Annotated in this window: 22 protein-coding genes and 3 pseudogenes; 8 read left to right on the top strand and 17 right to left on the bottom strand. The window is 39.6% G+C overall.

Annotated elements, in window-relative coordinates; genetic code table 11:
* Positions 1-19 precede the first annotated feature (19 nt).
* Entirely contained in the window at positions 20-511 is a 492-nt protein-coding gene (locus tag E3U36_RS02255) for a YajQ family cyclic di-GMP-binding protein (protein ID WP_180816953.1), read from the bottom strand.
* A 220-nt stretch (positions 512-731) separates the two neighbouring features.
* Between E3U36_RS02255 and yajL the strand changes: the two are divergent.
* Positions 732-1,321: pseudogene (gene yajL / locus E3U36_RS02250) on the top strand (protein deglycase YajL).
* A gap of 74 nt (positions 1,322-1,395) precedes the next feature.
* Here the strand turns inward: yajL and thiI are convergent.
* Entirely contained in the window at positions 1,396-2,844 is a 1,449-nt protein-coding gene (thiI, locus tag E3U36_RS02245) for a tRNA uracil 4-sulfurtransferase ThiI (protein ID WP_180816952.1), read from the bottom strand.
* A 211-nt stretch (positions 2,845-3,055) separates the two neighbouring features.
* On the opposite strand from thiI, the gene xseB reads away from it, so the two are divergent.
* The 3 genes from xseB to dxs all read left to right on the top strand — a co-directional run bounded on the left by xseB (position 3,056) and on the right by dxs (position 6,215).
* Positions 3,056-3,310 (top strand): exodeoxyribonuclease VII small subunit, encoded by a 255-nt coding sequence (gene xseB / locus E3U36_RS02240; RefSeq protein WP_180816951.1) that lies wholly within the window; start codon positions 3,056-3,058, stop codon positions 3,308-3,310.
* Between the two features lie 3 nt (positions 3,311-3,313).
* Positions 3,314-4,234, top strand: a complete 921-nt coding sequence (gene ispA, locus E3U36_RS02235) for a (2E,6E)-farnesyl diphosphate synthase (protein ID WP_180816950.1) — start codon at positions 3,314-3,316, stop codon at positions 4,232-4,234.
* Between the two features lie 115 nt (positions 4,235-4,349).
* Positions 4,350-6,215 (top strand): 1-deoxy-D-xylulose-5-phosphate synthase, encoded by a 1,866-nt coding sequence (gene dxs, locus E3U36_RS02230; RefSeq protein WP_180816949.1) that lies wholly within the window; start codon positions 4,350-4,352, stop codon positions 6,213-6,215.
* A 71-nt stretch (positions 6,216-6,286) separates the two neighbouring features.
* Here the strand turns inward: dxs and pgpA are convergent, their stop codons facing one another.
* The 11 genes from pgpA to queA all read right to left on the bottom strand — a co-directional run bounded on the left by pgpA (position 6,287) and on the right by queA (position 16,201).
* Positions 6,287-6,778 (bottom strand): phosphatidylglycerophosphatase A, encoded by a 492-nt coding sequence (pgpA, locus tag E3U36_RS02225; RefSeq protein ID WP_180816948.1) that lies wholly within the window; start codon positions 6,776-6,778, stop codon positions 6,287-6,289.
* On the bottom strand, positions 6,771-7,760 hold the full coding sequence (gene thiL / locus E3U36_RS02220; protein WP_180817501.1) for a thiamine-phosphate kinase: 990 nt from the start codon (positions 7,758-7,760) through the stop codon (positions 6,771-6,773). Before thiL ends, pgpA begins: the two co-directional genes overlap by 8 nt.
* A 97-nt stretch (positions 7,761-7,857) precedes the next feature.
* On the bottom strand, positions 7,858-8,271 hold the full coding sequence (gene nusB, locus E3U36_RS02215) for a transcription antitermination factor NusB (RefSeq protein WP_180816947.1): 414 nt from the start codon (positions 8,269-8,271) through the stop codon (positions 7,858-7,860).
* 23 nt (positions 8,272-8,294) lie between these two features.
* Positions 8,295-8,765: a 6,7-dimethyl-8-ribityllumazine synthase gene (ribH, locus tag E3U36_RS02210; protein WP_180816946.1), complete on the bottom strand. Its 471-nt coding sequence runs from the start codon at positions 8,763-8,765 to the stop codon at positions 8,295-8,297.
* Between the two features lie 189 nt (positions 8,766-8,954).
* Positions 8,955-10,064: a bifunctional diaminohydroxyphosphoribosylaminopyrimidine deaminase/5-amino-6-(5-phosphoribosylamino)uracil reductase RibD gene (gene ribD / locus E3U36_RS02205; RefSeq protein ID WP_180816945.1), complete on the bottom strand. Its 1,110-nt coding sequence runs from the start codon at positions 10,062-10,064 to the stop codon at positions 8,955-8,957.
* Between the two features lie 8 nt (positions 10,065-10,072).
* Positions 10,073-10,522 carry a transcriptional regulator NrdR gene (gene nrdR / locus E3U36_RS02200; RefSeq protein WP_026821453.1) on the bottom strand — a complete coding sequence of 150 codons (450 nt, stop codon included), beginning with the start codon at positions 10,520-10,522 and terminating at the stop codon, positions 10,073-10,075.
* Positions 10,523-10,627: 105 nt separating this feature from the next.
* Positions 10,628-11,596: a protein translocase subunit SecF gene (secF, locus tag E3U36_RS02195; RefSeq protein WP_180816944.1), complete on the bottom strand. Its 969-nt coding sequence runs from the start codon at positions 11,594-11,596 to the stop codon at positions 10,628-10,630.
* Positions 11,597-11,607: 11 nt separating this feature from the next.
* Positions 11,608-13,455 (bottom strand): protein translocase subunit SecD, encoded by a 1,848-nt coding sequence (gene secD, locus E3U36_RS02190; protein ID WP_180816943.1) that lies wholly within the window; start codon positions 13,453-13,455, stop codon positions 11,608-11,610.
* A gap of 27 nt (positions 13,456-13,482) precedes the next feature.
* The gene (gene yajC / locus E3U36_RS02185; RefSeq protein WP_180816942.1) at positions 13,483-13,815 is read right to left on the bottom strand and encodes a preprotein translocase subunit YajC; all 333 of its coding nucleotides are present in this window, start codon (positions 13,813-13,815) and stop codon (positions 13,483-13,485) included.
* Between the two features lie 107 nt (positions 13,816-13,922).
* A complete protein-coding gene (tgt, locus tag E3U36_RS02180) occupies positions 13,923-15,041 on the bottom strand; it encodes a tRNA guanosine(34) transglycosylase Tgt (protein WP_180816941.1) in 1,119 nt (372 codons plus the stop codon).
* Positions 15,042-15,130: 89 nt separating this feature from the next.
* Positions 15,131-16,201, bottom strand: a complete 1,071-nt coding sequence (gene queA / locus E3U36_RS02175; RefSeq protein WP_180816940.1) for a tRNA preQ1(34) S-adenosylmethionine ribosyltransferase-isomerase QueA — start codon at positions 16,199-16,201, stop codon at positions 15,131-15,133.
* A gap of 106 nt (positions 16,202-16,307) precedes the next feature.
* Here queA and E3U36_RS02170 point away from each other — a divergent pair, with 106 nt between their 5' ends.
* Complete coding sequence (locus tag E3U36_RS02170; protein ID WP_180816939.1) at positions 16,308-16,922, top strand: acyl carrier protein phosphodiesterase; 615 nt, start codon at positions 16,308-16,310, stop codon at positions 16,920-16,922.
* Between the two features lie 61 nt (positions 16,923-16,983).
* Here E3U36_RS02170 and brnQ read toward each other — a convergent pair whose 3' ends face one another.
* The 3 genes and pseudogenes from brnQ to phoB form a co-directional block, all read right to left on the bottom strand.
* Positions 16,984-18,294 carry a branched-chain amino acid transport system II carrier protein gene (gene brnQ, locus E3U36_RS02165; protein ID WP_180816938.1) on the bottom strand — a complete coding sequence of 437 codons (1,311 nt, stop codon included), beginning with the start codon at positions 18,292-18,294 and terminating at the stop codon, positions 16,984-16,986.
* Positions 18,295-18,668: 374 nt separating this feature from the next.
* Positions 18,669-19,976, bottom strand: a pseudogene (gene phoR / locus E3U36_RS02160) (phosphate regulon sensor histidine kinase PhoR).
* A 25-nt stretch (positions 19,977-20,001) separates the two neighbouring features.
* Positions 20,002-20,691: a phosphate regulon transcriptional regulator PhoB gene (gene phoB, locus E3U36_RS02155; protein ID WP_180816937.1), complete on the bottom strand. Its 690-nt coding sequence runs from the start codon at positions 20,689-20,691 to the stop codon at positions 20,002-20,004.
* 283 nt (positions 20,692-20,974) lie between these two features.
* Here phoB and E3U36_RS02150 point away from each other — a divergent pair.
* Positions 20,975-21,421: pseudogene (locus E3U36_RS02150) on the top strand (nitroreductase family protein); the annotation flags it as partial.
* A 76-nt stretch (positions 21,422-21,497) separates the two neighbouring features.
* Complete coding sequence (locus E3U36_RS02145) at positions 21,498-22,421, top strand: IS5 family transposase (protein WP_180816935.1); 924 nt, start codon at positions 21,498-21,500, stop codon at positions 22,419-22,421.
* A 353-nt stretch (positions 22,422-22,774) separates the two neighbouring features.
* Here E3U36_RS02145 and E3U36_RS02140 read toward each other — a convergent pair whose 3' ends face one another.
* Entirely contained in the window at positions 22,775-23,047 is a 273-nt protein-coding gene (locus E3U36_RS02140; protein WP_180816934.1) for a hypothetical protein, read from the bottom strand.
* 173 nt (positions 23,048-23,220) lie between these two features.
* Between E3U36_RS02140 and E3U36_RS02135 the strand changes: the two genes are divergently transcribed.
* Positions 23,221-24,144 carry an IS5 family transposase gene (locus E3U36_RS02135; RefSeq protein WP_180816527.1) on the top strand — a complete coding sequence of 308 codons (924 nt, stop codon included), beginning with the start codon at positions 23,221-23,223 and terminating at the stop codon, positions 24,142-24,144.
* Positions 24,145-24,207 lie beyond the last annotated feature (63 nt).

Below are 24,207 nucleotides of genomic sequence, written 5' to 3'. Positions count from 1 at the left end.
TACAGCAGGTATGGTAACTTTAGTCACGAAAATTAGTAAATTGAAAAGGTTGCCCACGTTCAGCCTCTCGCACTAGCGCTATCACAGATTGTAAATCATTGCGTGACTTACCGGTTACTCGCACTTGTTCTCCCTGAATTTGCGCCTGAACCTTCAATTTACTTTCTTTAATTAGTTTAATGATCTTTTTTGCCATTACCGAATCAATGCCTTGCAGTAACGAAGCATCAAGGATATAAGTTCTGCCAATATGAACAATATCGTCAGGTATATTCAAGACAGCACCATCTATTCCACGCTTAGCTAATTTCTCGCGTAAAATATCTACCAATTGGTTTACTTGAAAGTCGGACACGCTCGTTACTTTAATCGACTCATTCTTTTCATTGAGTTCAAAACTGGCTTTAACATTGCGAAAAGCCCAACGACTAGCCAATTCACGTTGCGCATTTTCAACGGCATTACTCACTTCATGCATGTCAATTTCAGAAACTATATCAAATGATGGCATATTTCATGACCTCCTTATTACTCATAAAATAGCATAATACTACTTTTTATTATCAGCAAAAGCTCTATACTTAATGTTAAATAAATTCCCCAAAAAGCATAATTGATTCAGTCAGATAAAAAACAATAGCGATCTTGAGTGCTGGCGCTGTTAGCAAGTTATGGCTGACAACATGCTAAATCCGATCATTTATCCAGTAATTAGACCGAGAGAAACTCTAATGTCACCAACCATTCTCGTTTGCCTGGCGCATGGTAGCGAAGAAATAGAAGCCGTAACAGTGATTGATCTGTTAACTAGAGCCGAGATCCCAGTAACAACTGCAAGTACCGCAGATAATGGCGAATTGGTGTTAACTTGCTCACGTGGAGTAAAATTTGTTGCTGACACTCAGTTAGTCAATATCATTGAACAGGATTTTGCTGCTATTGTATTACCTGGTGGATTGAAAGGCGCGGAGGCGTTTCGTGATAATCCGCTGATCATTGAAAAAATTCGCCAATCTCATCATCAGGGTAAAATCATTGCTGCTCTTTGTGCCGTGCCGGCAATCGTACTAGAACACCATAATTTATTTCCAATCGGCAATATGACCGGTTATCAGGCTTTACAAAGTAAAATTGCCAGCCACAAACGCGTTGATTGTCGTGTCTATTATGATGAACGGGTAAAACTACATACTAGCCAAGGGCCTGCCACAGCTATTGACTTTTCACTTAAACTTATCGAGCTATTAGTTGGCAAAAAAAAGCAACGTAAGTTGCTTCGCAGCTTGTCCTGCCGCCTGGTATTTACAACTATGCCAACTAACGGTGATATGGCAAATTGTGTATATTCACTTAAAACTCGCCTATCCTTGAGACGAAAAAGTCAATAGATTACCACTAAGGACGATACACTTTTACATTTTTAAAACCTTGTTCATGTAAATAAAGTGCCTGTAAGCGGCTCATAACACCGCGCTCACAATAAAGCAAATAGGGTTTTTCTTGTGGTAACTCACCAAATTGGTTATTTAGCTTATAAAATGGCAATAACCTTACTTTAACACCTTCCAGCTTGAGTGGACGCGCTTCCTGTTCATCAGGGGAACGAATATCCAGCACAATATCATCGCCTGAAAATGTAGTGACAATTTCCACTTCTGGCGTTTTATCTTCGCTATCATTCATTATCTGACGAATATCAATATTTTGTGCTGTACGAACAACATGATCAAGCAGAGAAAAATCAAAATTAGTTTCCTGCGCTTCAATTTTAGCTTTTACTGCTTTCACAGTTGGCTTTTTCGAAATCACGCCACAAAACTCAGGCATAGTACGGGCAAAATCTGCCGTTCCTATCTCGCGATCAAGGTTAATAATATTTTCTTTATCATGTGAAATTAATGGCCGCAAAATTAATGTATCTGTAACATTATCAATTACACGTAGATTGGTTAATGTCTGGCTAGAAACCTGTCCTAACGCTTCTCCGGTTACTAAAGCCTGAACCCCATAACGTTCTGCTATTATAGATGCAGCGCGAACCATCATTCTTTTCAATACCACGGCCATCTGGCCATCATCAATTTTTTCAAGAATTTCGCTTACAATCGGAGCAAAGTCTATCGCGACAAAACGCACTTTATGTGAACGACCAAAACGATGCCAAAGATGGTAAGCAACCTGCTTGACGCCAATTTCATGACTGGCGCCACCTAGATTAAAAAAGCAATAATGAACTCGGCAACCACGCCGCATTAACATATAGCTAGACACACCTGAATCAAAGCCACCCGATATCAACGACAAAACATCTTCTTGAGTACCAATAGGAAAGCCACCAATCCCTTGAATACGGGATTTAAAAAGCATGACTTTATCCTTTTCAATTTCAAGATTGATGTTGATATCAGGCTGATTGAGTTTTACCTTAGCTGATGAAATATATTGATTTAATCCCCCACCAACATAACGTTCTACTTCAATTGAAGTAAAGTCGTGCTGACCACGACGCTTAACGCGTACACAAAAAGTTTTATTGGTTAGCCATTCAGCATAAGTTGTATAAGCTAACTCAAAAATATGATGGAGATCGCGGAATTGATATTCTTCAACTAACAGAATATGATGGATGCCAGGAATTCTGGTTAAGGCATAGCAAATTTCATCATGATATGTGTTTTTGTTGGTGCGAACTTCGATATTATCCCAATGGCGAATAACGGTTATTTCCGCATCTAACACCTTCAATATATTAAGAATATTGCTAGCCAAGATCTTAATAAAGCGCAAGCGCACTGATTGGCTTTTAATGGTAATTTCAGGAAATAGTTTAATAATAAACTTCATAATTTTGTATAAAAGTCGGTTTTTATTTTTGCGAATAAACGCATATTATGCATATTTATTAGCAGAGCATTTGATTTTAAGATGGGAAGTATATCACTATATTGCTGTTCATCGCTAAAAATCACAAAAAGAATAAATTGTCTGCATAAATGTAGTAAAATAAATCGCCTAACGCGCATATTCACCTGATATTAAGGCAAGTAAAACGATTATGGCTAAAAAGAAAATATCTGATAGACAAGATCCGCTATCGTTTGAAACTGCTCTGACAGAGTTAGAGCAGATAGTCACACGCTTAGAATCAGTCGAACTTCCGCTGGAAAAAGCATTAAGTGAATTTGAACAAGGGATCCAATTAGCCAGACAAGGCCAGAAAGCGTTGCAACAGGCAGAACAACGTGTCCAAATTTTGTTACAAGCCGATGACAATGCACCACTAGACAACTTTACGCCGGAAGATACATAAATCATGTCTGAAATAGTGACACTTTCTTTTGCGGATCAACGCCAATGGGTACAGGATCGCGTCAATAAAACACTACTAAAGCAATTCCAGCACCTACCATTTAATCAAAGTCAACTGGTCACAGCGATGAAATATGGCACATTACTTGGTGGAAAGCGACTAAGGCCTTTTTTAGTTTATGCTATAGGTGATATGTTAAATGTTGCCGTGGAAAACCTGGATGTATCTGCTGTGGCCGTTGAATGTATTCATGCTTATTCATTAATCCACGATGATTTACCAGCAATGGATAACGATAATCTACGTCGTGGCCAGCCTACCTGCCATATTGCCTTCGGTGAAGCTCATGCCATTTTGGCTGGTGATGCCCTGCAAACACTTGCCTTTGACATCTTGTCTCGTTCCGCTATGCCTGATGTTAGTGATACTAATCGGCTGGCAATGATAGCTGAGCTGGCTACTGCTAGTGGAGCAGCCGGCATGTGTGGCGGTCAAGCGCTCGATATGGAATCAGAAGGTCAACAAATTGATATAGCAACCTTAGAATCTATTCACCATCATAAAACCGGCGCTTTAATTCGTGCAGCCATCAGAATGAGTGCACTTGCGGCTGGCAGCCAAAGCTACAAATTACTACCATTATTAGATAATTATGCCAATGTGATTGGACTGCTATTTCAAGTCCACGATGACATTCTTGATGTTACTGGTGATACAGACACTTTAGGTAAAAATCAGGGATCTGATGAAAAACATAAAAAAAGCACCTATCCATCATTAATCGGTGTTGAACAAGCACAAAAAAAAGCCAACAATTTATTTGAACAAGCACTGGATACGCTTTATAGGTTAGAACAACAGTATGGATTAAATACGGAAACACTACAAAATTTAACACACTTTATTATCGAACGAAAAAGCTAATTTTCTTGATTCAAAAACAGAATATTTTACCAATAATAAAAATTCAAAATAATCTTTTGGCGGCCTACTACAGCTTCATGGGTATAAACAAAAAACAATTATTTAATGGGCAGACATGAGCATTGATATCACTTCCTATCCAACTTTAGCATTAATAGAAACGCCGGAAGAATTGCGACTTTTACCAAAAGAAAGTCTGGTCAAATTATGTGAAGAGTTGCGACAATTTTTATTAAATAGTGTTAGCCGTTCCAGTGGACATTTTGCTTCTGGATTAGGAACCATTGAACTTACTGTCGCTTTACACTATGTCTATAAAACCCCATTTGATAATCTTATCTGGGATGTCGGTCACCAGGCATATCCACATAAGATATTAACTGGCCGCCGCGACCGGATTGATACCATACGACAAAAAAATGGCTTACATCCTTTCCCCTGGCGAGCAGAAAGTGAATATGACATTCTCAGTGTCGGTCATTCCTCGACTTCTATCAGTGCTGGACTTGGCATGGCGGTAGCTGCTGAATATGAAAATAAAGATCGCAAAACGGTTTGTGTTATTGGTGATGGCGCCATTACCGCAGGTATGGCTTTTGAAGCAATGAACCATGCGGGTGACATTCATAAAGATATGTTAGTGATCCTCAATGATAATGAAATGTCAATTTCAGAAAACGTCGGGGCGTTAAATAATCATTTAGCGCAACTGTTATCGGGCAATCTATATACTAGTTTACGTGAAGGGGGCAAAAAGGTATTTTCCAATATTCCCTCAATCAAAGAATTGTTAAAGAAAACCGAAGAGCACCTTAAAGGTATGGTGATCCCTAGTACTATGTTCGAAGAACTAGGCTTTAACTACATTGGTCCCATTGACGGCCATGATGTACTCACATTAGTACAAACATTAAAAAATATGCGTGAGTTAAAAGGCCCACAGTTTTTACATATCATGACCAAAAAAGGCAAGGGGTATGAGCCCGCCGAAAAAGATCCTATCAGCTGGCATGCGGTGCCTAAATTTGATCCTGCAACTTTTAGCCTTCCAAAAAACAATAATAGTCAATTAACATTTTCACAAGTTTTTGGCGATTGGTTATGCCAAGAATCAGCCAATGATCCGAAGCTGATGGCTATCACACCAGCCATGCGAGAAGGATCGGGAATGGTTGAATTTTCCAAAACCTATCCCAAACAATATTTTGATGTTGCTATTGCAGAACAACACGCTGTGACTTTTGCTGCTGGCCTTGCCATTGGAGGCTATAAACCTGTCGTTGCTATTTATTCTACTTTTTTACAACGCGCTTATGATCAAGTGATCCATGATGTCGCCATTCAAAAATTGCCTATCCTGTTTGCTATAGATAGAGCAGGCATTGTTGGTGCCGACGGACAAACCCATCAAGGTGCTTTCGATCTATCGTTTTTACGTTGTCTACCGGATATGATCATTATGTCGCCAAGTGATGAAAACGAATGCCGGCAAATGCTACATACGGGTTATCACTATCAGGATGGCCCTGTTGCGGTTCGTTACCCAAGGGGAACAGGCTCTGGCGCCACTCTACAACCTTTAGCAAAAATTCCAATCGGTAAAGGAATAATTCGCCGCCAAGGAAAAAATGTTGCCATCCTAAATTTTGGCACATTACTTAATGAAGCGATGAAAGCCGCAGAATTACTCGATGCAACCGTGGTCGATATGCGGTTTGTAAAACCGTTGGACGAAACATTGATATTGGAAATAGCTTACAACCATAAGCTATTAGTAACATTAGAAGAAAATGCAATTATAGGGGGAGCCGGTAGCGGCGTTAATGAATTTTTATTAAAAGCCCATCACATTATGCCTATCATTAACCTCGGCTTGCCTGATCACTATATCGCACAAGGAAATCAAACAGAAATTCAGGCTGAATTAGGACTTAATGCGGAAGGAATTGTAAAATCAATTAACAACTATTACGCCAAATAAATTAATAAATATGTTGAAAATCAAAAGCAGCGGTTTACCAAACGCTTTTGATTTTTAGTAATTCACTTACATTATAAAACGGGTAACCAGTGTGCAAGCGCAGCCACGATAACCATAGCAAAAATAGCCGCGATAATATCATCTAACATAATACCTAGCCCGCCACCTACTTGCCGATCAAACCAACCTATAGGCCAAGGTTTTAGCATGTCAAAAAAGCGGAAAAGCACAAACACTATCAATACCCATTGCCAACTAACTAACGGTATCACCATCAGGGTCATCCACATGCCAATAAATTCATCCCACACAATACTACCGTGGTCGTGAACTTGCATATCATCGGATGTCCGTTGACAAATAACAATACCAACAACAAAACCAAATAAAATAATAAACCAACATAACCAAACGGGTAATAACCAATACATCAGTAGCCAGAATGGAATAGCAGCTAACGATCCCATTGTTCCATGAATGATGGGTGATAAACCACTACCGAATCCGGTTGCCAATAGATGCCAGGGATTTGATAGCTTTAAACGAGATTTTGCATCAGTCATAGCAAGCTTCCACAATAAAATGATCAAAACCAGTTAAATTAGGTGAAACCTCTTTATTCCCATAAAAATAGCGGATCCCTTCTGATTCTGGTGTTATCTGGCCGATACAATGAAAATTTGCCCCAGTATGCGCTAGTGATGACTCTAATGCACCACGATTTATCTCAGGCACTGTAAAGCACAGTTCATAATCGTCTCCACCACTTAACGCCCAGGTTAACGCCTGTTCTGAGGTAAATTGTCTGCGCAATACCTCTGATAGTGGCAAAGAATCTAATTTAATTTTAGCGCCACGGCCACTGATTTTGAGAATATGTCCAAGATCAGAAATCAAGCCATCAGAAATATCAATCGCAGAAGAAGCAAGATGACGTAAAGCTTGCCCTTGCAAAATACGAGGCTGTGGCCTTAAATAACGTTGGATCAACCAATGACGATCTTTTACATCATCGACAACCTGCTGTGATTGTAAAATCGCAAGACCTGCAGCACTATCACCCAATGTTCCGGTAACATAAATCCAATCACCATTACAGGCTCCAGACCGGGTTAGTGATTTTCCTGTCGGAATCAAACCATGGGCTGTATAGGTTAAACTCATTGGCCCTCGTGTTGTATCGCCACCAATAAGTTGCATTTCATAGTAATTAAGCTGTTCAAATAAGCTAGAGCTAAATCTCGCCAGCCAATCTTCATTGATTTGTGGCAATGTCAACGCCAGAGAAACCCAGGCAGGATCCGCTCCCATAGCGGCTAAATCACTTAAATTAACCGCCAAAGATTTATAGGCTAAATCTTCAGGTGAAAGACTATCAAGAAAATGGATACCTGCAACTAGTGTATCGGTAGTAATCGCTAATTGCTGTCTTTCCGGTATTGTTATCAATGCACAATCATCACCAATACCGATATTAACGTCATGCCGATTTTGCTGTTGACGATTAAAATAACGCGCGATGATATCAAATTCGCCACAAACCATAATAATATTCCAATATACCATGCTCCGATTGCTATAAGGCTACACTGCACCTTATAATCAAAATGAACATCAGATTATTCGAAAAGCCTGAACACCATTATTTCTTACGCACAGTAGGAACAACTTTATCGAGCGCACCATTGATAAATTTGTGACTCTCCTCGGCACCAAAAACTTTTGCTAATTCAATCGCTTCATTAATAGCAACTTTATAAGGTACATCATCACGATAACAGAGTTCAAACATAGCTAAACGTAAAACCGCTTTCTCTACCTGACCAAGATCCCCAAGCTGACGAGAAAGATAAGGAGCCATTTTTTTATCCAGTTCTAACACATGAGTTGAAACGCCATTAAGTAGTTCACGGAAATAAGTTACATCAACATCTGACATATCCTGTTCAGATAAAAATTCCACTTCAACATCAGCAATACAATTACCCGATAATTGCCAAGAATAAATCGCCTGAACAGCACACTCACGCGCGCGATGACGAGCAGCAGGTTTCACAAAATTCCCCTTAAATAAAATAGTTATCCTTTAATGGCTTGAATTACATTAACCATTTCTAGTGCAGCTAATGCAGCATCTGCACCTTTATTTCCCGCTTGTGTACCTGCGCGCTCAATTGCCTGCTCAATATCCTCGGTGGTTAATACACCAAAGGCAACCGGAATATTACTTGTCATCGCAACATTAGAAAGTCCAGCACTACACTCACCGGCTACATATTCAAAATGCGAGGTTGCACCACGTATAACGCTAGCAAGTGCAACAACTGCATCATATTTTTTGGTTTCTGCTAATGTTTTAATCGTCAAAGGCAGTTCATAAGCACCTGGTACCCAAACTACCGTAATATTTTCCTTTGCAACTTGGCCAACACGTTCCAAGGTATCAATAGCGCCTTCCAGCAAGCTATTGTTGATGAAATGATTAAAACGTGCAACAACGATTGCTATACGAGCTTTGGGTGCTGCTACCGTACCTTTTATTACCTTCATAGCCTTCCTTAAATACTAATTATTCTTTACAGAAACGACAATTTTATCATATTCTTTTCTATACTGCGCTGCTGAATTTAGCTAACTTTAAAACAGTCATTAGGAACGCTAAATTTAATCAATTAAATGTTACATTAATTTAACTATACTACTTTACTATATTAAGCTAACCAGTTAATGAAGATGACATTACAATGGTCGAAGTGTTAAACGTAAATCAGGTCCAATAAGTTCAATATTAATAAATTCAAATGCTGGTGCATCTTTCAATTTTTGTAATGCTGGAATATTAATTAATTCTTTTGCGGTTCCACCTAAAATTTTAGGCGCAATATAAACAATCAATTCATCAACTAATCCTAGTGTTAACAAAGCACCGGCAAGTGTTGGACCGCTTTCTACCCAAACTGAATTAATATTACGTTTAGCCAGCTGCATCATCAGCAAAACTAAATCAATGCCTTTTTCGTAGGTTGGGATGGCGATTTGCTCAACATCACCACACCAATTTTGCGATATGGGATTAGGGCGAATAAGCCAACATTCACCATCTGATTTTGTTATAATATGTTCTGGTTTTACTTGATTCTCACTATCCAAAACAATTCTTATTGGTTGTCGAAGACGCTCTTTAGGGTAAATATTTTGTAGCTCAGGCGCAAAATCTGTCCAACGAACATTCAAAGCTGGATTATCAGCTAAAACAGTAGCACTGGTAGTCAAAATTGCGCTCGCCTGAGCCCTGAAAATTTGTACATCTTGGCGAGCTACTGGCGAAGTGATCCATTTACTTTCACCTAATGCAAGGGCCGTCCGCCCATCAAGTGATGCGGCTAACTTAAGTTGAACATAGGGGAACCCTGTTCGCATTCTTTTTAGAAAACCTTGATTTAATTGTTCAGCTTCATCCATCAGTAAACCATGTAATACTTCGATGCCAGCCTGCTGTAATTTAAGTAAACCACGCCCTGCAACCTGTGGATTTGGATCTTGCATAGCCACAACAACTCGCCGAATACCTGCTCTAATTAACGCATCTGCACAAGGTGGCGTTTTACCATAATGACTGCATGGTTCTAATGTGACATAAGCAGTTGCTCCGTTCGCTTTTTCACTCGCCATTTGTAAAGCATGAATCTCAGCATGCGCCTCGCCTGCTTTGCAATGAAAACCTTCACCCACAACTTCACCGTTGCGTACAATGACACAGCCTACATTCGGGTTTGGTGAGGTAGTAAATCGTCCTTGCTTGGCCAATGACAACGCACGGCTCATAAACTGCTTATCAAACGTGGTCATTTTTACTATTAATCCTGTAACTTAGCAATTTCTTCGCCAAATTCACGAATATCTTCAAAACTACGATATACCGAAGCAAAACGTATATAAGCAACTTTATCCAGCTTTTTCAACTCATCCATGACAATTTTTCCAATCATCTTCGCCGGAATTTCTCGTTCTCCGGTTGCGCGAAGTTGCGATTTTATATTGTTAATAGCTGTTTCCACATCATCGGAACTTACCGGGCGTTTTTCTAATGCTTTTTGCATACCTCGTCTAAGTTTGTGCTCATCAAATGACTCACGTACATCATCACTTTTTACCACACGCGGCATAACTAATTCAGCCACTTCAAAAGTAGTAAAACGTTCATGACATTCAAGACATTGTCGACGACGACGAACCTGCGAACCATCGCCAACCAGACGTGAATCAATCACTTTGGTATCTACAGCGGTGCAAAATGGGCAATGCATAAAATTTCCTGATTTTAGGGTCCGGTTTTTCAGTTTAACTCAGCTATCAATGAAAAACACCCTGCTAGCGCAATCTAACAGGGTGTTAGTTAACAAAATTCGCCTTTACGGCAGCAGAGAATGTTGATCCGCTCCCTCTTTTTCTACTGTAGGAGGAAGCAAATGCTCTCGTTTCATTCCCATCTTTAATGCTAGAGCAGAAGCAACATAAATAGAAGAAACGGTTCCAAGCGTCACGCCAATTAACATAACTAGAGAAAATCCTTTCAGTATTGACCCACCAAAAAGATAGAGCATCAATACCACTAATAAAGAAGTTCCTGATGTAATAAGTGTTCGACTCAATGTTTGGGTCAATGACACGTTAACTATTTCGTAAGAAGTACCGCGGCGGATCTTGCGGAAATTTTCACGAATACGATCAGAGACAACAATGCTGTCATTTAATGAATAACCGATGACCGACATTAATGAAGCAACGATAGTCATATCAACTTCAATCTGAAAAAGCGATACAATGCCTAATGTAATAATCACATCATGCGCTAATGATATTACTGCACCAGCAGCCAGACGCCATTCAAAGCGGAAACCTACATAAATCAAAATACAAATCAAAGCAGCTAACAGTGCCATTGCACCGGTTTGAGCTAATTCACTGCCTACACTCGGCCCGACAAATTCGATGCGCTTAACCGTTGCTGGATCATCAACATTTTTGTTAATGACTGAAATAATGGACTTACCGATTTCTTGACCTGCCACGCCTTCAGTAGGAGGCAATCGGATCATAATATCTCGGCTACTACCAAAATTTTGAATCAACGGCTCTTGATGGCCATTATTCGCTAAACTCTCTCTAATTTTATCAAGATCCGCAGGTTGACTGAGATTAATTTCAATAACAGTCCCGCCGGTGAAATCCAATCCCCAGTTAAATCCTTTCAATGAAATAACCGTAACCGAAAGAATAAATAAAGCAATTGAGATACCAAAAGCTAAATAATCCCAACGCATAAAATCAATAACTTTACGGCCATAATTTAACTGTTCTACTGTGTAATCTTGCGCCACAACCACGCTCCTTAAATAGACAGCTTTTTAATACGTTTACCACCATACAATAAGTTCACGATAGCACGTGTTACTACAATTGCAGTAAACATGGAGGTGGCAATACCAATCGCCGTAGTAATGGCAAAACCCTTCATTGAGCCGGTTCCTACCGCATACAAAATGGTTGCCGTGATCACAGTTGTCAAATTCGCATCTAAGATACTGGAAAATGCCCCCTTGTAACCTTCATGTATCGCTTGCTGTATTGAACGACCATTCTTTAATTCTTCTTTAATACGTTCATTAATCAACACATTCGCATCAACGGCAACAGCAAGCGTTAAAACAATACCAGCAATGCCCGGCATGGTGAAAGTAGCCCCCGGTAATAGCGACATAATCCCCATAATGAGGATCAAGTTTGCTAATAATGCAGAACTGGCAATCAGACCAAACTTGCGATAATAAATAACCATAAATAGAACTGAAGCTAGCAAACCGGCTAATGATGCTTTCATTCCTTGCTCAATATTTTGCAATCCTAATGTTGGCCCAATTGTGCGTTCTTCAACAATTTGAATAGGTGCAATTAATGCGCCAGCACGTAATAATAAAGATAATTGACGAGCTTCAGTTGGATTACTGATACCAGTAATACGAAATTTGCTACCAAAGCGGGCAGAAATTCTGGCGACATTAATGACTTTCTCATCTTTTACCAAAATAGCACGACCATTGGCATCCTTTCGCCCGCTATCTTTATATTCAACAAATAGGGTTGCCATCAATTTATCCTGATTATCACGGGTAAAATCAGACATAATTGAGCCACCAGCGCTATCCAGACCAATGCTTACCTGCGGGCTGCCCATTTCATCCAAATACGATGTCGAATCAGTAATATGATCGCCTGTCAAAATAACGCGTTTATAAAGAACAACAGGCTCACCATCGCGAGTATATTTTATCTCAGAATCACCCGGAATATGGCCACGTTGAACAGCCGAACTGTCTATTCCGACATTAACTAAGCGAAATTCCAGCGTTGCAGTAGCACCAAGGATCTCTTTTGCTCGCGCCGTATCTTGGATACCCGGTAATTCAACGACAATACGAGCAGCGCCCTGACGCTGTACCAATGGTTCAGCAACGCCTAATTGGTTAACACGATTACGGATAATATTAATATTTTGTGATACTGCATAATTACGTGCTTCACGGATCCGCTCATCTGTCATTACTGCCGTTAATAGATTGTTGTTGCCAGCAGTAAAAACCAAATCGCGATAACTTGGTGTCAAATAATATTCCGCTTGCGAACGCCCACTATTATCACGAAAACGAATTTCAACACCGTAATGATCTATTTTACGTATAGTTGAATATGGGATCCCTTTTTCACGTAAATCACTACGCAGGCCATCCATATTCTGTTCTTGCAATTTACCTAAGGCTGTTTCCATATCCACTTCCATTAAGAAGTGAACGCCACCACGCAAATCTAACCCTAATTTCATTGGTTCACCGCCCAATGCTCTTAACCAATGAGGGGTTGCAGGTGCCAGATTTAACGCTACGATATACTGCTCTCCTAAACCGGCAACTAAAGTTTCGCGTGCATGTAGCTGGACATCTGGATTATTAAAAAGAGCAAGAATTACACCACTTTCCAGTGCAATTGATTTACTTTCGATTTTCTCTTTCTTTACAATATTACGAACTTGATCCAAAGTCTGTTCATTGGCTGCGGTTCCCCGCACGCCAGTAATCTGAACAGCCGGATCCTCTCCATAAAGATTGGGAAGCGCATACAGCAGACCTATGAGCAACGCAGCGATCAGCATAAAATACTTCCACAAAGGATAACGATTTAGCACGGCAATTCCCTTCGGGAAAATCAGAAATTAGATAGATTTCATTGTACCTTTTGGAAGTACAGCAGCAACGAAATCACGTTTAATGGTTACGTCATTGGTGTCATTTAATGCAACAACAATGTAACCCGTTTCAGATACTTTAGTGACGCGGCCAATCAATCCACCGGTTGTTAGTACCTCATCACCTTTAGCAATAGAATCCATTAATTTTTTGTGCTCTTTAGCTCGCTTCTGCTGTGGGCGTAAGATCATAAAATAAAAAATCAATCCGAAAACAACCAGCATGATGATCAAAGAATATGGGTTTCCTTGCGCTTGACCACCAGCTGAAGCGACTGCTTCAGAAATAAACAAACTCATCAAAATTTCCTCATTGTGATTAAAACAATATTTCTAGCTCAAAAAATTAATCCAAGCCTATAAATCCTACACTGATTTGATTCAATTAGCACGACTGAAATTATACTCTAGTTTGATGAAATCGATTTATTGCTCCGTCGATAAAAATCTACTGCAAAAGCCTCAAACTCACCTTTTTCAATCGCTTGTCGAATTTCAGCCATTAGCCGTTGATAATAAAGCAAATTGTGTAAGGTATTAAGCCTGGCACCAAGAATTTCATTACATCGGTCAAGATGATGTAAATAAGCACGGCTATAGTGAGAGCAAGTATAGCAGTCACAATGGGCATCTAACGGCGAAGTATCCGATTTGTATTTAGCGTTACGGATTTTAATTACACCTTCAGTGACAAATAGATGGCCATTTCGAGCATTCCTGGTTGGCATTACACAATCAAACATATCAATACCTCGCCGAACCCCTTCAACCAGATCCTCCGGTTTACCGACCCCCATTAAATAGCGTGGTTGATTGTGCGGGATTTGTGGGCAAACATGCTCTAAAATACGGTGCATATCCGCTTTAGGTTCACCGACAGCTAAACCACCAACAGCGTAACCATCAAAACTAATCTCGACCAGGCCTTTTACGGATATATCACGTAAATCCGGATAAACGCTGCCCTGAATAATGCCAAACAACGCATTTTTATTAGCTAACTCATCAAATCGTTGGCGACTACGTTTTGCCCAGCGAAGAGACATTTCCATCGATTTTTTGGCATAATCCCACTCTGCCGGATAGGGTGTGCATTCATCAAAAATCATGACAATATCCGAACCAAGATCGTACTGAATTTCCATCGACTTTTCAGGGCTCAGGAAAACCCTTTCGCCATTGATTGGATTGCGAAAATCAACACCCTCTTCTTTAATTTTACGCATGGCACCAAGGCTAAAAACCTGAAATCCACCGGAATCAGTCAAAATTGGTCCTTGCCATTGCATAAAATCATGCAAATCGCCATGTAATTTCATTATTTCCTGTCCAGGACGTAACCATAAATGAAAAGTATTGCCTAACAGGATTTGGGCTCCGGTTTGTTTAACTTCTTCTGGCGTCATCCCTTTGACTGTACCATAAGTGCCAACCGGCATAAAAGCAGGCGTTTCTACAATCCCACGCTCAAAAATCAAGCGACCACGACGAGCTTGGCCGTCTTGGCTTTGTAATTCATATTTCACTTTGCCTCTCTAGCATCAGAAAAACAGTCTGATGGGTTAGTTACATATTCAGTTAAATAAATTGCTGATATCAATTTAATAGTTAACAACTAGTTAGCCACTTTTTCACTTTCTGCTTTAGGATTGTGCGTGATAAACATGGCATCACCATAACTAAAAAAACGGTACTTTTCTGCGATTGCTTGTTGATAGGCATTCATCGTATTTTGATAGCCAGCAAAAGCAGATACCAACATAATCAAAGTAGACTCAGGTAAATGGAAATTAGTAATTAATGCATCAACAATTTTAAAATGAAAGCCTGGGTAAATAAAAATTCGAGTATCATCAAAAAAGGGGCCAATAATACCTTCTTTACATGCACAAGCCGCGCTTTCTAATGATCGAATCGAAGTTGTGCCAACTGCAATAACCCGTTTACCTCTCGCTTTACACGCCAATATTGCATCAACAGCCTGTTGCGATACTTCAACATATTCTGCATGCATGGTATGTTCAGCAACATTCTCCACCCGCACAGGTTGAAATGTGCCGGCACCAACATGTAGCGTCACAAACGCCATTGCTACCCCTTTTTGCTGCAGCGCCGCTAGTAATGATTCATCAAAATGTAATCCTGCCGTCGGCGCAGCAACGGCACCAGGCCTTTGGCCATAAACTGTTTGATAAAGTGTTCTATCAACCTCTTCATCAGGGCGGTCAATGTAAGGTGGTAATGGCATATGACCAATATCATTTAAAATAGCTAACACATCTCGCTTATCCTGAAAATCAATTTCAAATAGCGTATCGTGTCTTGCCAACATAATGGCTTTGACACTTTTATCATCACCTAATAATAATTCGGTTCCTACCTTGGGTGCTTTAGAAGCACGAATATGCGCCAACACCCGATGACTTCCCAATATGCGTTCAATCAATACTTCAATTTTGCCGCCAGACATTTTACGACCATAAAGACGAGCCGGTATAACCTGAGTATTATTGAAAACCAGCAAATCACCTGATTCTAATTTATCAACAATATCAGTAAATATACCATGTGCCAGTTCACCTGTTGAACCGTTCAAAGAAAGTAGCCGGCAATGACTACGTTTGGCTAAGGGATAATGGGCTATTAACTCATCAGGTAATTTCAAAGCAAAATCAGAGACACGCATTTATTTACACTATTTGATCAAAACAAGCGCACTAGTCTAGTGCGGCGATAAAAACAGTGCAACAAATAAGCATCACGAAAATTAAAAATTCACTTATAATGACACTATGAATTTTCTTGCACACTTACATTTAGCTCAACGAGCACAAAGTTCCTTATTAGGAAATTTAATGGCGGATTTCGTTCGCGGTGATCCTGAAGGCTTATATTCACCAGATGTTGTAGCCGGGATCAGAATGCATCGTCAGGTAGATAAATTCACCGACCAGCACCCCATTGTGATTAATGCCAAGCAACTTTTTCGACCACCATACCGCCGAGTCGCAGCTATCACTCTCGATTTAGTTTGGGATCATTTTCTCGCTTTATATTGGGATCAAATCGAAGCAAAACAGACTCTACCCCAATTTGTTCATTATGCTCGCCAGCAAATTGAACCAAACCTATATTATACCCCAGAAAAATTTCAAGAATTAAATGAGTATTTATGGTCACAAAACTGGCTGATCCATTATGCAGAACCTGAATATATTAATAATGTATTAAACAGCATGGCTCGCAGGCGTCCTAAACTGGCTAATTTAATCGGCTCTTTTGATGATTTTATTCTGCATTACCGTGATTTTTATGCTTTTTTTTGGCAACTTTATCCAGCAATGATCGCTTTTGCCGAAACTCTATCAGAAAAAAGAGCGCCATTAATGAAAACAAATAAACCCTAGCTGATTAGAGGCTAGGGTTTATTACCGATTAAATAACACTCTTTAGGTAGCTCGCTTTATATCAGTGTTGTTTAGTGCTAATACGATCATAGAGTGCAAAAATCACTAAAACGATTAATGAAGGTACCAACCAGGCTAAATCATGAACATAAAGTGGCAATTTCTTCGCGACATCAGGAATAAATGCTTGCAAAAGTTCAGAAGATTTCATCGCACCTAATAAGCCAAAGATTAGACTGGTCAACATAGTTGGTGCAACCACCCTGGATGGGCACTTCCACCATTTCAAGGTAAAACTCATTAAAATCAATATAATACATGGTGGATAAATCGCGATTAATACAGGAATAGAAAATTCAATCAGTTTACTCAATCCTAAATTCGAGATCACCATAGAAAAGATGCCAAGTATCCAGACTAATTTACGATAAGAAATCGGCACATAAAGCGCAAAAAATTCCGCGCAAGCACAAGTGAGTCCAAACGCAGTTACCAGACAAGCAACAAAAATGAGTATCGCTAAGAAAAAGCTACCAAAATTACCAAAAGTATGTTGCACATAGGCATGCAAAATATCAGCACCATTGCTGGCATTAGGTAATAAGGTGCCGCTATTCTCACCCAGTTTAAACAGTGAAACATAAACCAATGTTAATAACACGCCGGCAATTAATCCAGCCCACATGGTATAACGGGTTAAAAGAGCAGAATTTTCGACACCACGTGAACGGGCAGCATTAACAATAACAATGCCAAACACCATCGCACCCAAGGTATCCATTGTCAGATAACCATTAATAAAACCATTAGAAAATGCCATTTCAGTATATGATGGCGTTGATATAATGGGTTCACCTGCCGGCCAAAGTACTGCAGCAATGCCCAAAATAGCCAATGCAAGCATTTTTATTGGCGCTAAGATATGCCCTACGCTATCGAGTAGTCGTCCTGGATAGAGTGAAATAGCTATCACCACAGCAAAATAAACTAGGCTATAGATAAACAATGAAATCGATGAAACACCACCTACTAGTGGGGCAATTCCGACTTCATAAGAAACTGTTGCCGTACGAGGTGTGGCAAATAATGGCCCAACAGATAAATAGGCGACAATAGCTAACAATAACCCCGCACATTTACCAATTGGAGCACTAAGCTGTTCGATGCCACCACCTACTTTTGCTAGCGCAATAACTGCAATCACAGGCAAACCGACACCTGTGAGCAGAAATCCAGCTGCCACTGTCCATACTTGTTCACCAGCTTGCAATCCAACCATAGGAGGAAAAATAATATTTCCTGCCCCTACAAATAACGCAAAGGTCATAAACCCTAACGCTAAAATATCTCGAGATGTTAAACGATATGCCATAATTATTTGTTAATTTGTTGTTATTTATAATTCAGCTTAAGTAGAACCAAAACCTAAACCACTTATTATTTATTGACGCTGATCTCTGCTGATTTTTAATCAATAAGAATATTTAATTAAACGGATAAATTTAGTAAAAACAGAAAAATCCGCCAATAACAGACTACAAGTAAAACTTTTATAATGATAAAAGGCAATAGTAAATCGAAAAAGTAGAATAAAAATCTGAAATAAATTTTTTATTTAGTGATTGGTTTTAGTGTTTACTCAATATACGTTATATGATTTGCATAAAATTTAATCAACACTAACATCTATTCATGCAAATGCATTATTTAGCTAAATCTGTTTAACTAAAATTCAGCAAATGAAATTTAATTTTGGCCATTTTTTGTTGTTACAATTAAACTAGACGGTAAAATAAAACTAAACACCGACCCCTTACCTAATTGACTTTCAATATCTAATTGGGAATGGTGGTGTATTAATGCATGTTTGACAATTGCCAATCCCAATCAGCTACCACCCCCCATTCGACGTGAACGCGATTTATCTGCTCGATAAAAAAGTTCGGTTAACCGAGTCAAATGCACTGAAGCAATTCCCGGACCATTCTAGCGAATAGAAAAAAGTGCTCCTTGTTTAATTTGTTGCCAACCAATATGAATAGATGTTCCAACCGGTGTATGGTTAATCACATTATAGATAAGATTTGAAATAGCGTTTCTCAGTTGCTCTTCATTACCATAAACATGTAATTTTTTATCCACATCAAAAATAACTTCATGCTTTCCCAAACTTAAATTTATTACATCTTGTTTTATTGTATTTAGCATTGCCGGAATATTTATCTGCTCATTCAAATTAATATGTGGTGCTATTTCAATGCGGGAAAGCTGAAGTAATTGTTTAATTAAACTATCCATGCGTGCCAATTGTTCACGCATTGAATGTAAAGCTTTTTTGTTAGCCGAATGACTATCGATTTGCTCATCCATGATTTCCAAATAACCTTGTAAAACAGTTAATGGTGTACGTAATTCATGATTAGCATTAGCAAAAAATTCGCCGCGTAATTTTTCCAATTTCACCTTTTCCGTTATGTCTTTTGCAACCATTAATAATTGGTCGTCAATATAAGACATAATTTGAAATTCAACCATCGCACCGTTATTTAACGCTATCGTAAACGGCAAAGAATAGTCGGCTAACATAAAATAATGGTTGAAATCAGGATAACGGAGTAAATTGAAAATAGATTGCCTACTATCCTCTGGCCAACGAAACCCCAATAAATATTCAGCTAAACGATTACACCAAACAATATTACCTTCTGCTGTCATGATAATAACGGCATCAGGCAAAGATTCTGCACCACTCCGAAATCGCCTAATAATCTGTACCAATTCACGCCGACGTTTACGATTACGTTGCTGTAATTGATAAATACCATAAAAAATCGGCTCCCAAGCACCTTGTCCAGTTGGTGGCAGTAAACGACGTTCAAGCCAAAGCCTATCAGATAATTTCAGTAAATGATAACTATGCCAACACAAAGCGGCTAATAATGAAATCACGAGCAACCAAGATAGATGGCCAATAAAAAGTGATAATCCACATGCCGGTAAACAGAATAAAATCAGAATAACCACTAATTTTTTCCACGACAAACGTTCAAGCACGCCGACTTTTCCTTATAAACAACAATCAATAACGGACAGAGAAACGATAGCCTGTACCTCGAACTGTCTGGATCATTTTATCATGACCACCCACAGCAAGTGCTTTACGTAAACGACGAATATGCACATCTACTGTCCGATCCTCAACATAAATATTCACACCCCAAACATAATTTAATAATTGCTCACGATTATAAACTCGTTCTTGATGTGTCATAAAAAAATGCAGTAATGTGTATTCTGTCGGCCCCATTTCTATCGACGTTGTATCACTCGTTACCCGATGAGAGGTAGGATCTAGCTTCAACCCCTTCATTTCAATAACATTGTCGCTAACCATAGCTGAAACGCGACGCAAAATTGCATTTACTCTAGCAATCAGCTCTTTAGGTGAAAAAGGTTTTGTCAGATAATCATCTGCACCAATTTCTAAACCTCGCACCCGATATTCTTCTTCTACCCTTGCAGTTAACATCATAATCGGGATCTTTCGGATCAGTTGATCACGCTTTATATGGGCAATAAGCTGGATACCAGAACCACCCGGGATCATACAATCTAACAAGATGAATACCGGATAAGGCTCTATGAGCTGCGCAATAGCTGAATCATAATCATCAGCCTCAATGGTTTGGAATCCATTCTGTTCTAATACAAAGCAAACCATCTCAAGGATCGCGGTTTCATCTTCGACGACCAGAATACGTCTTACCATGATTGATCCTATCATTATTTCATTATCAAATTAGTAGGCGCCATTATTTCATATTTATGACCATTTTATGAAATATTGTGGCGAATTTCGTCAAGTTGCAACTTTTCAGGCTAAATATGAGATATGAGATTTGATATCTAATTCACAAAATTAATTAATAACTAAATTTTTGAACGATATGGTTAAATTTTTTATCTATAATTTTTTATCGACCAGATTATAGTTATCAATAACCTATCTACACATAATTAATTTATGACCTTATTAATATAAGGAAAATATAATGCCAAACAAATTTATTGAAATGATGAAAAAACGAAGAACTATTTATAATATAGATAATTTATTACCTATCTCTGAAGAAAGACTTATTACATTGGTTAAAGAAGCAGTTAAAGCAACGCCCTCTTCATTTAATTCGCAAACATCGCTTGTAGTTATTCTATTTGGTGATGAACATAAAAAACTGTGGCATAACATTACCAAAGAAACACTAAAAGAAATTGTGGCTAAAGAGATATTTACCACGACAGAGAAAAAAATAGATAGTTTTGCTGCCGGCGCAGGTACGGTATTATTTTTTGAAGAACAAAATGTTATCGAACAATTACAGCAAAAATTTCCACTTTATGCCGATAATTTTCCAGTTTGGTCAGAACAGAGTAGTGGTATGGCACAATATGCGGTTTGGATTAGCCTGGCGCAAGAAAAAGTGGGCGCATCACTACAACGGCTTTGTTGAATAAATCGAACTTTTAGGTGATTGGCGGAGCTGATCGCTAAATTCGTTTCAACATCAGGTCCCCATGGCAAAGCAAAAGTTTAAAATTACCAACTGGCCCGCGTACAACAAGGCACTCAGACAACGCGGTTCCCTGACGGTCTGGCTTGATGAGTCGGCCATCGCTGGATGGACTGACAATTCTTCGCCTGAAGGTCGTGGCCGGCCGCTTTACTACAGCGATATGGCTGTTACCACTGTCCTGATGATGAAGCGTGTGTTTAACCTGTCGCTCCGGGCATTACAGGGCTTCGTTGATTCGATTTTTAAACTCATGTCTTTGCCGTTGTGCTGTCCGGACTACTCGCTGGTCAGCAGACGAGCAAAGAGCGTCAACATCAGCATAAAAACGCCAACGCGTGGTGAAATCTCGCATCTGGTCATCGACAGTACCGGTCTGAAGGTCTTTGGCGAAGGTGAATGGAAAGTCAGGCAGCATGGGGCTGACAGACGAAGAGTGTGGCGCAAGCTTCATCTGGCAGCAGACAGTGTGAATCATGAGATTATCTGTGCCGACTTATCGCTCAGCGGAACGACAGATGCGCAGGCACTGCCGGGCCTGATTAACCAAAACCACCGGAAAATCAGGGAAGTGTCAGCAGACGGTGCTTATGACGCCTGTTACTGCCACGATACGTTGCTAAGAAAGAAAATCAGGCCCCTTATCCCGCCGCGAAGCGGAGCGAAATACTGGCCGGACAATTACCATGAACGTAACCATGCGGTGGCGAATCAGCGTCTGAGCAGGAGTAATGATATGTGGAAAAAGAAAGTGGGTTATCACCGGCGTTCAGTGGCAGAAACAGCGATGTTCCGCATAAAAACTTTACTGGGTGGCCATCTGAGCCGGCGTGACTATGAGGCTCAGGTAGGTGAAGCAATGGCGATGGTCAAAGCGCTGAACCGTATGACGTTGTTGGGTATGCCACACAGCGTCAGGATCGGATAACAGGTGTAGCAGAGGGAGCCATCCTGGCGGCTAATTCTGATTTATTCAACAAAGCCCTCCATTAGTTAAATTATTTGAAACCATAAAAGCTTTAATATCTGCCAATATTTTTTCTGTTTAGCAAAAATTAATTATATATTAATCTGTTTAATATATAAAAGAATAATCTATTTTATTTATATGAAAGTTACTTAGTATTCATTAAAATTATTTTTATTATTCAATATGAATAAGTAATATTTTATCATCCGCTACTCTTACTTGGAGAAGATAGATTGTATTTTTTAATTTTAAATATTCAGCGGTATTTTTTATGTCTGTTCAATTAGTGGTATTATTTTTTAAACATTTAATTAAAGCATCTTATTGAAAGCCTGGTTCGAGAAGAGAGCTATCTCTAACTTTTCTTTATAAACACTACTATTTGTTAAATAAGAAAGTTTATCGATATTAATTATATTTTCATCTAAATCGATTTCTGTTAATTTTCTATTATTAATTATTTTTTTATAATGGTCAGTTTCTTCAAATAATCTTTTTTCATTATTTATCTTATTTTTTACTAAAATATAGTTTTCATCAAAATTATTTGATATTTTGATTAAGTGTTTTTCATAAAATTTCATAGAATAAATTTAATATAAAACACTTCGTCAATTTTCACCATAAATATAATAATTTGTGAGCTTAGTTTATGGTTGATGTTTTCTTTCCACAAAAAAACGGCTTTGTTGAATAAATCGAACTTTTAGGTGATTGGCGGAGCTGATCGCTAAATTCGTTTCAACATCAGGTCCCCATGGCAAAGCAAAAGTTTAAAATTACCAACTGGCCCGCGTACAACAAGGCACTCAGACAACGCGGTTCCCTGACGGTCTGGCTTGATGAGTCGGCCATCGCTGGATGGACTGACAGTTCTTCGCCTGAAGGTCGTGGCCGGCCGCTTTACTACAGCGATATGGCTGTTACCACTGTCCTGATGATGAAGCGTGTGTTTAACCTGTCGCTCCGGGCATTACAGGGCTTCGTTGATTCGATTTTTAAACTCATGTCTTTGCCGCTGTGCTGTCCGGACTACTCGCTGGTCAGCAGACGAGCAAAGAGCGTCAACATCAGCATAAAAACGCCAACGCGTGGTGAAATCTCGCATCTGGTCATCGACAGTACCGGTCTGAAGGTCTTTGGCGAAGGTGAATGGAAAGTCAGGCAGCATGGGGCTGACAGACGAAGAGTGTGGCGCAAGCTTCATCTGGCAGCAGACAGTGTGACTCATGAGATTATCTGTGCCGACTTATCGCTCAGCGGAACGACAGATGCGCAGGCACTGCCGGGCCTGATTAACCAAACCCACCGGAAAATCAGGGAAGTGTCAGCAGACGGTGCTTATGACGCCTGTTACTGCCAAGATGCGTTGCTAAGAAAGAAAATCAGGCCCCTTATCCCGCCGCGAAGCGGAGCGAAATACTGGCCGGACAAGTACCATGAACGTAACCATGCGGTGGCGAATCAGCGTCTGAGCAGGAGTAATGATATGTGGAAAAAGAAAGTGGGTTATCACCGGCGTTCAGTGGCAGAAACAGCGATGTTCCGCATAAAAACTTTGCTGGGTGGCCATCTGAGCCTGCGTGACTATGAGGCTCAGGTAGGTGAAGCAATGGCGATGGTCAAAGCGCTGAACCGTATGACGTTGTTGGGTATGCCACACAGCGTCAGGATCGGATAACAGGTGTAGCAGAGGGAGCCATCCTGGCGGCTAATTCTGATTTATTCAACAAAGCCGGATAAA

This window comes from Arsenophonus endosymbiont of Aphis craccivora (assembly GCF_013460135.1).
Taxonomy (GTDB): Bacteria; Pseudomonadota; Gammaproteobacteria; order Enterobacterales; family Enterobacteriaceae; genus Arsenophonus; species Arsenophonus nilaparvatae.
Note: the sequence above shows the minus strand (reverse complement) of the source record. Positions and strands in the feature narration are given on the sequence as shown.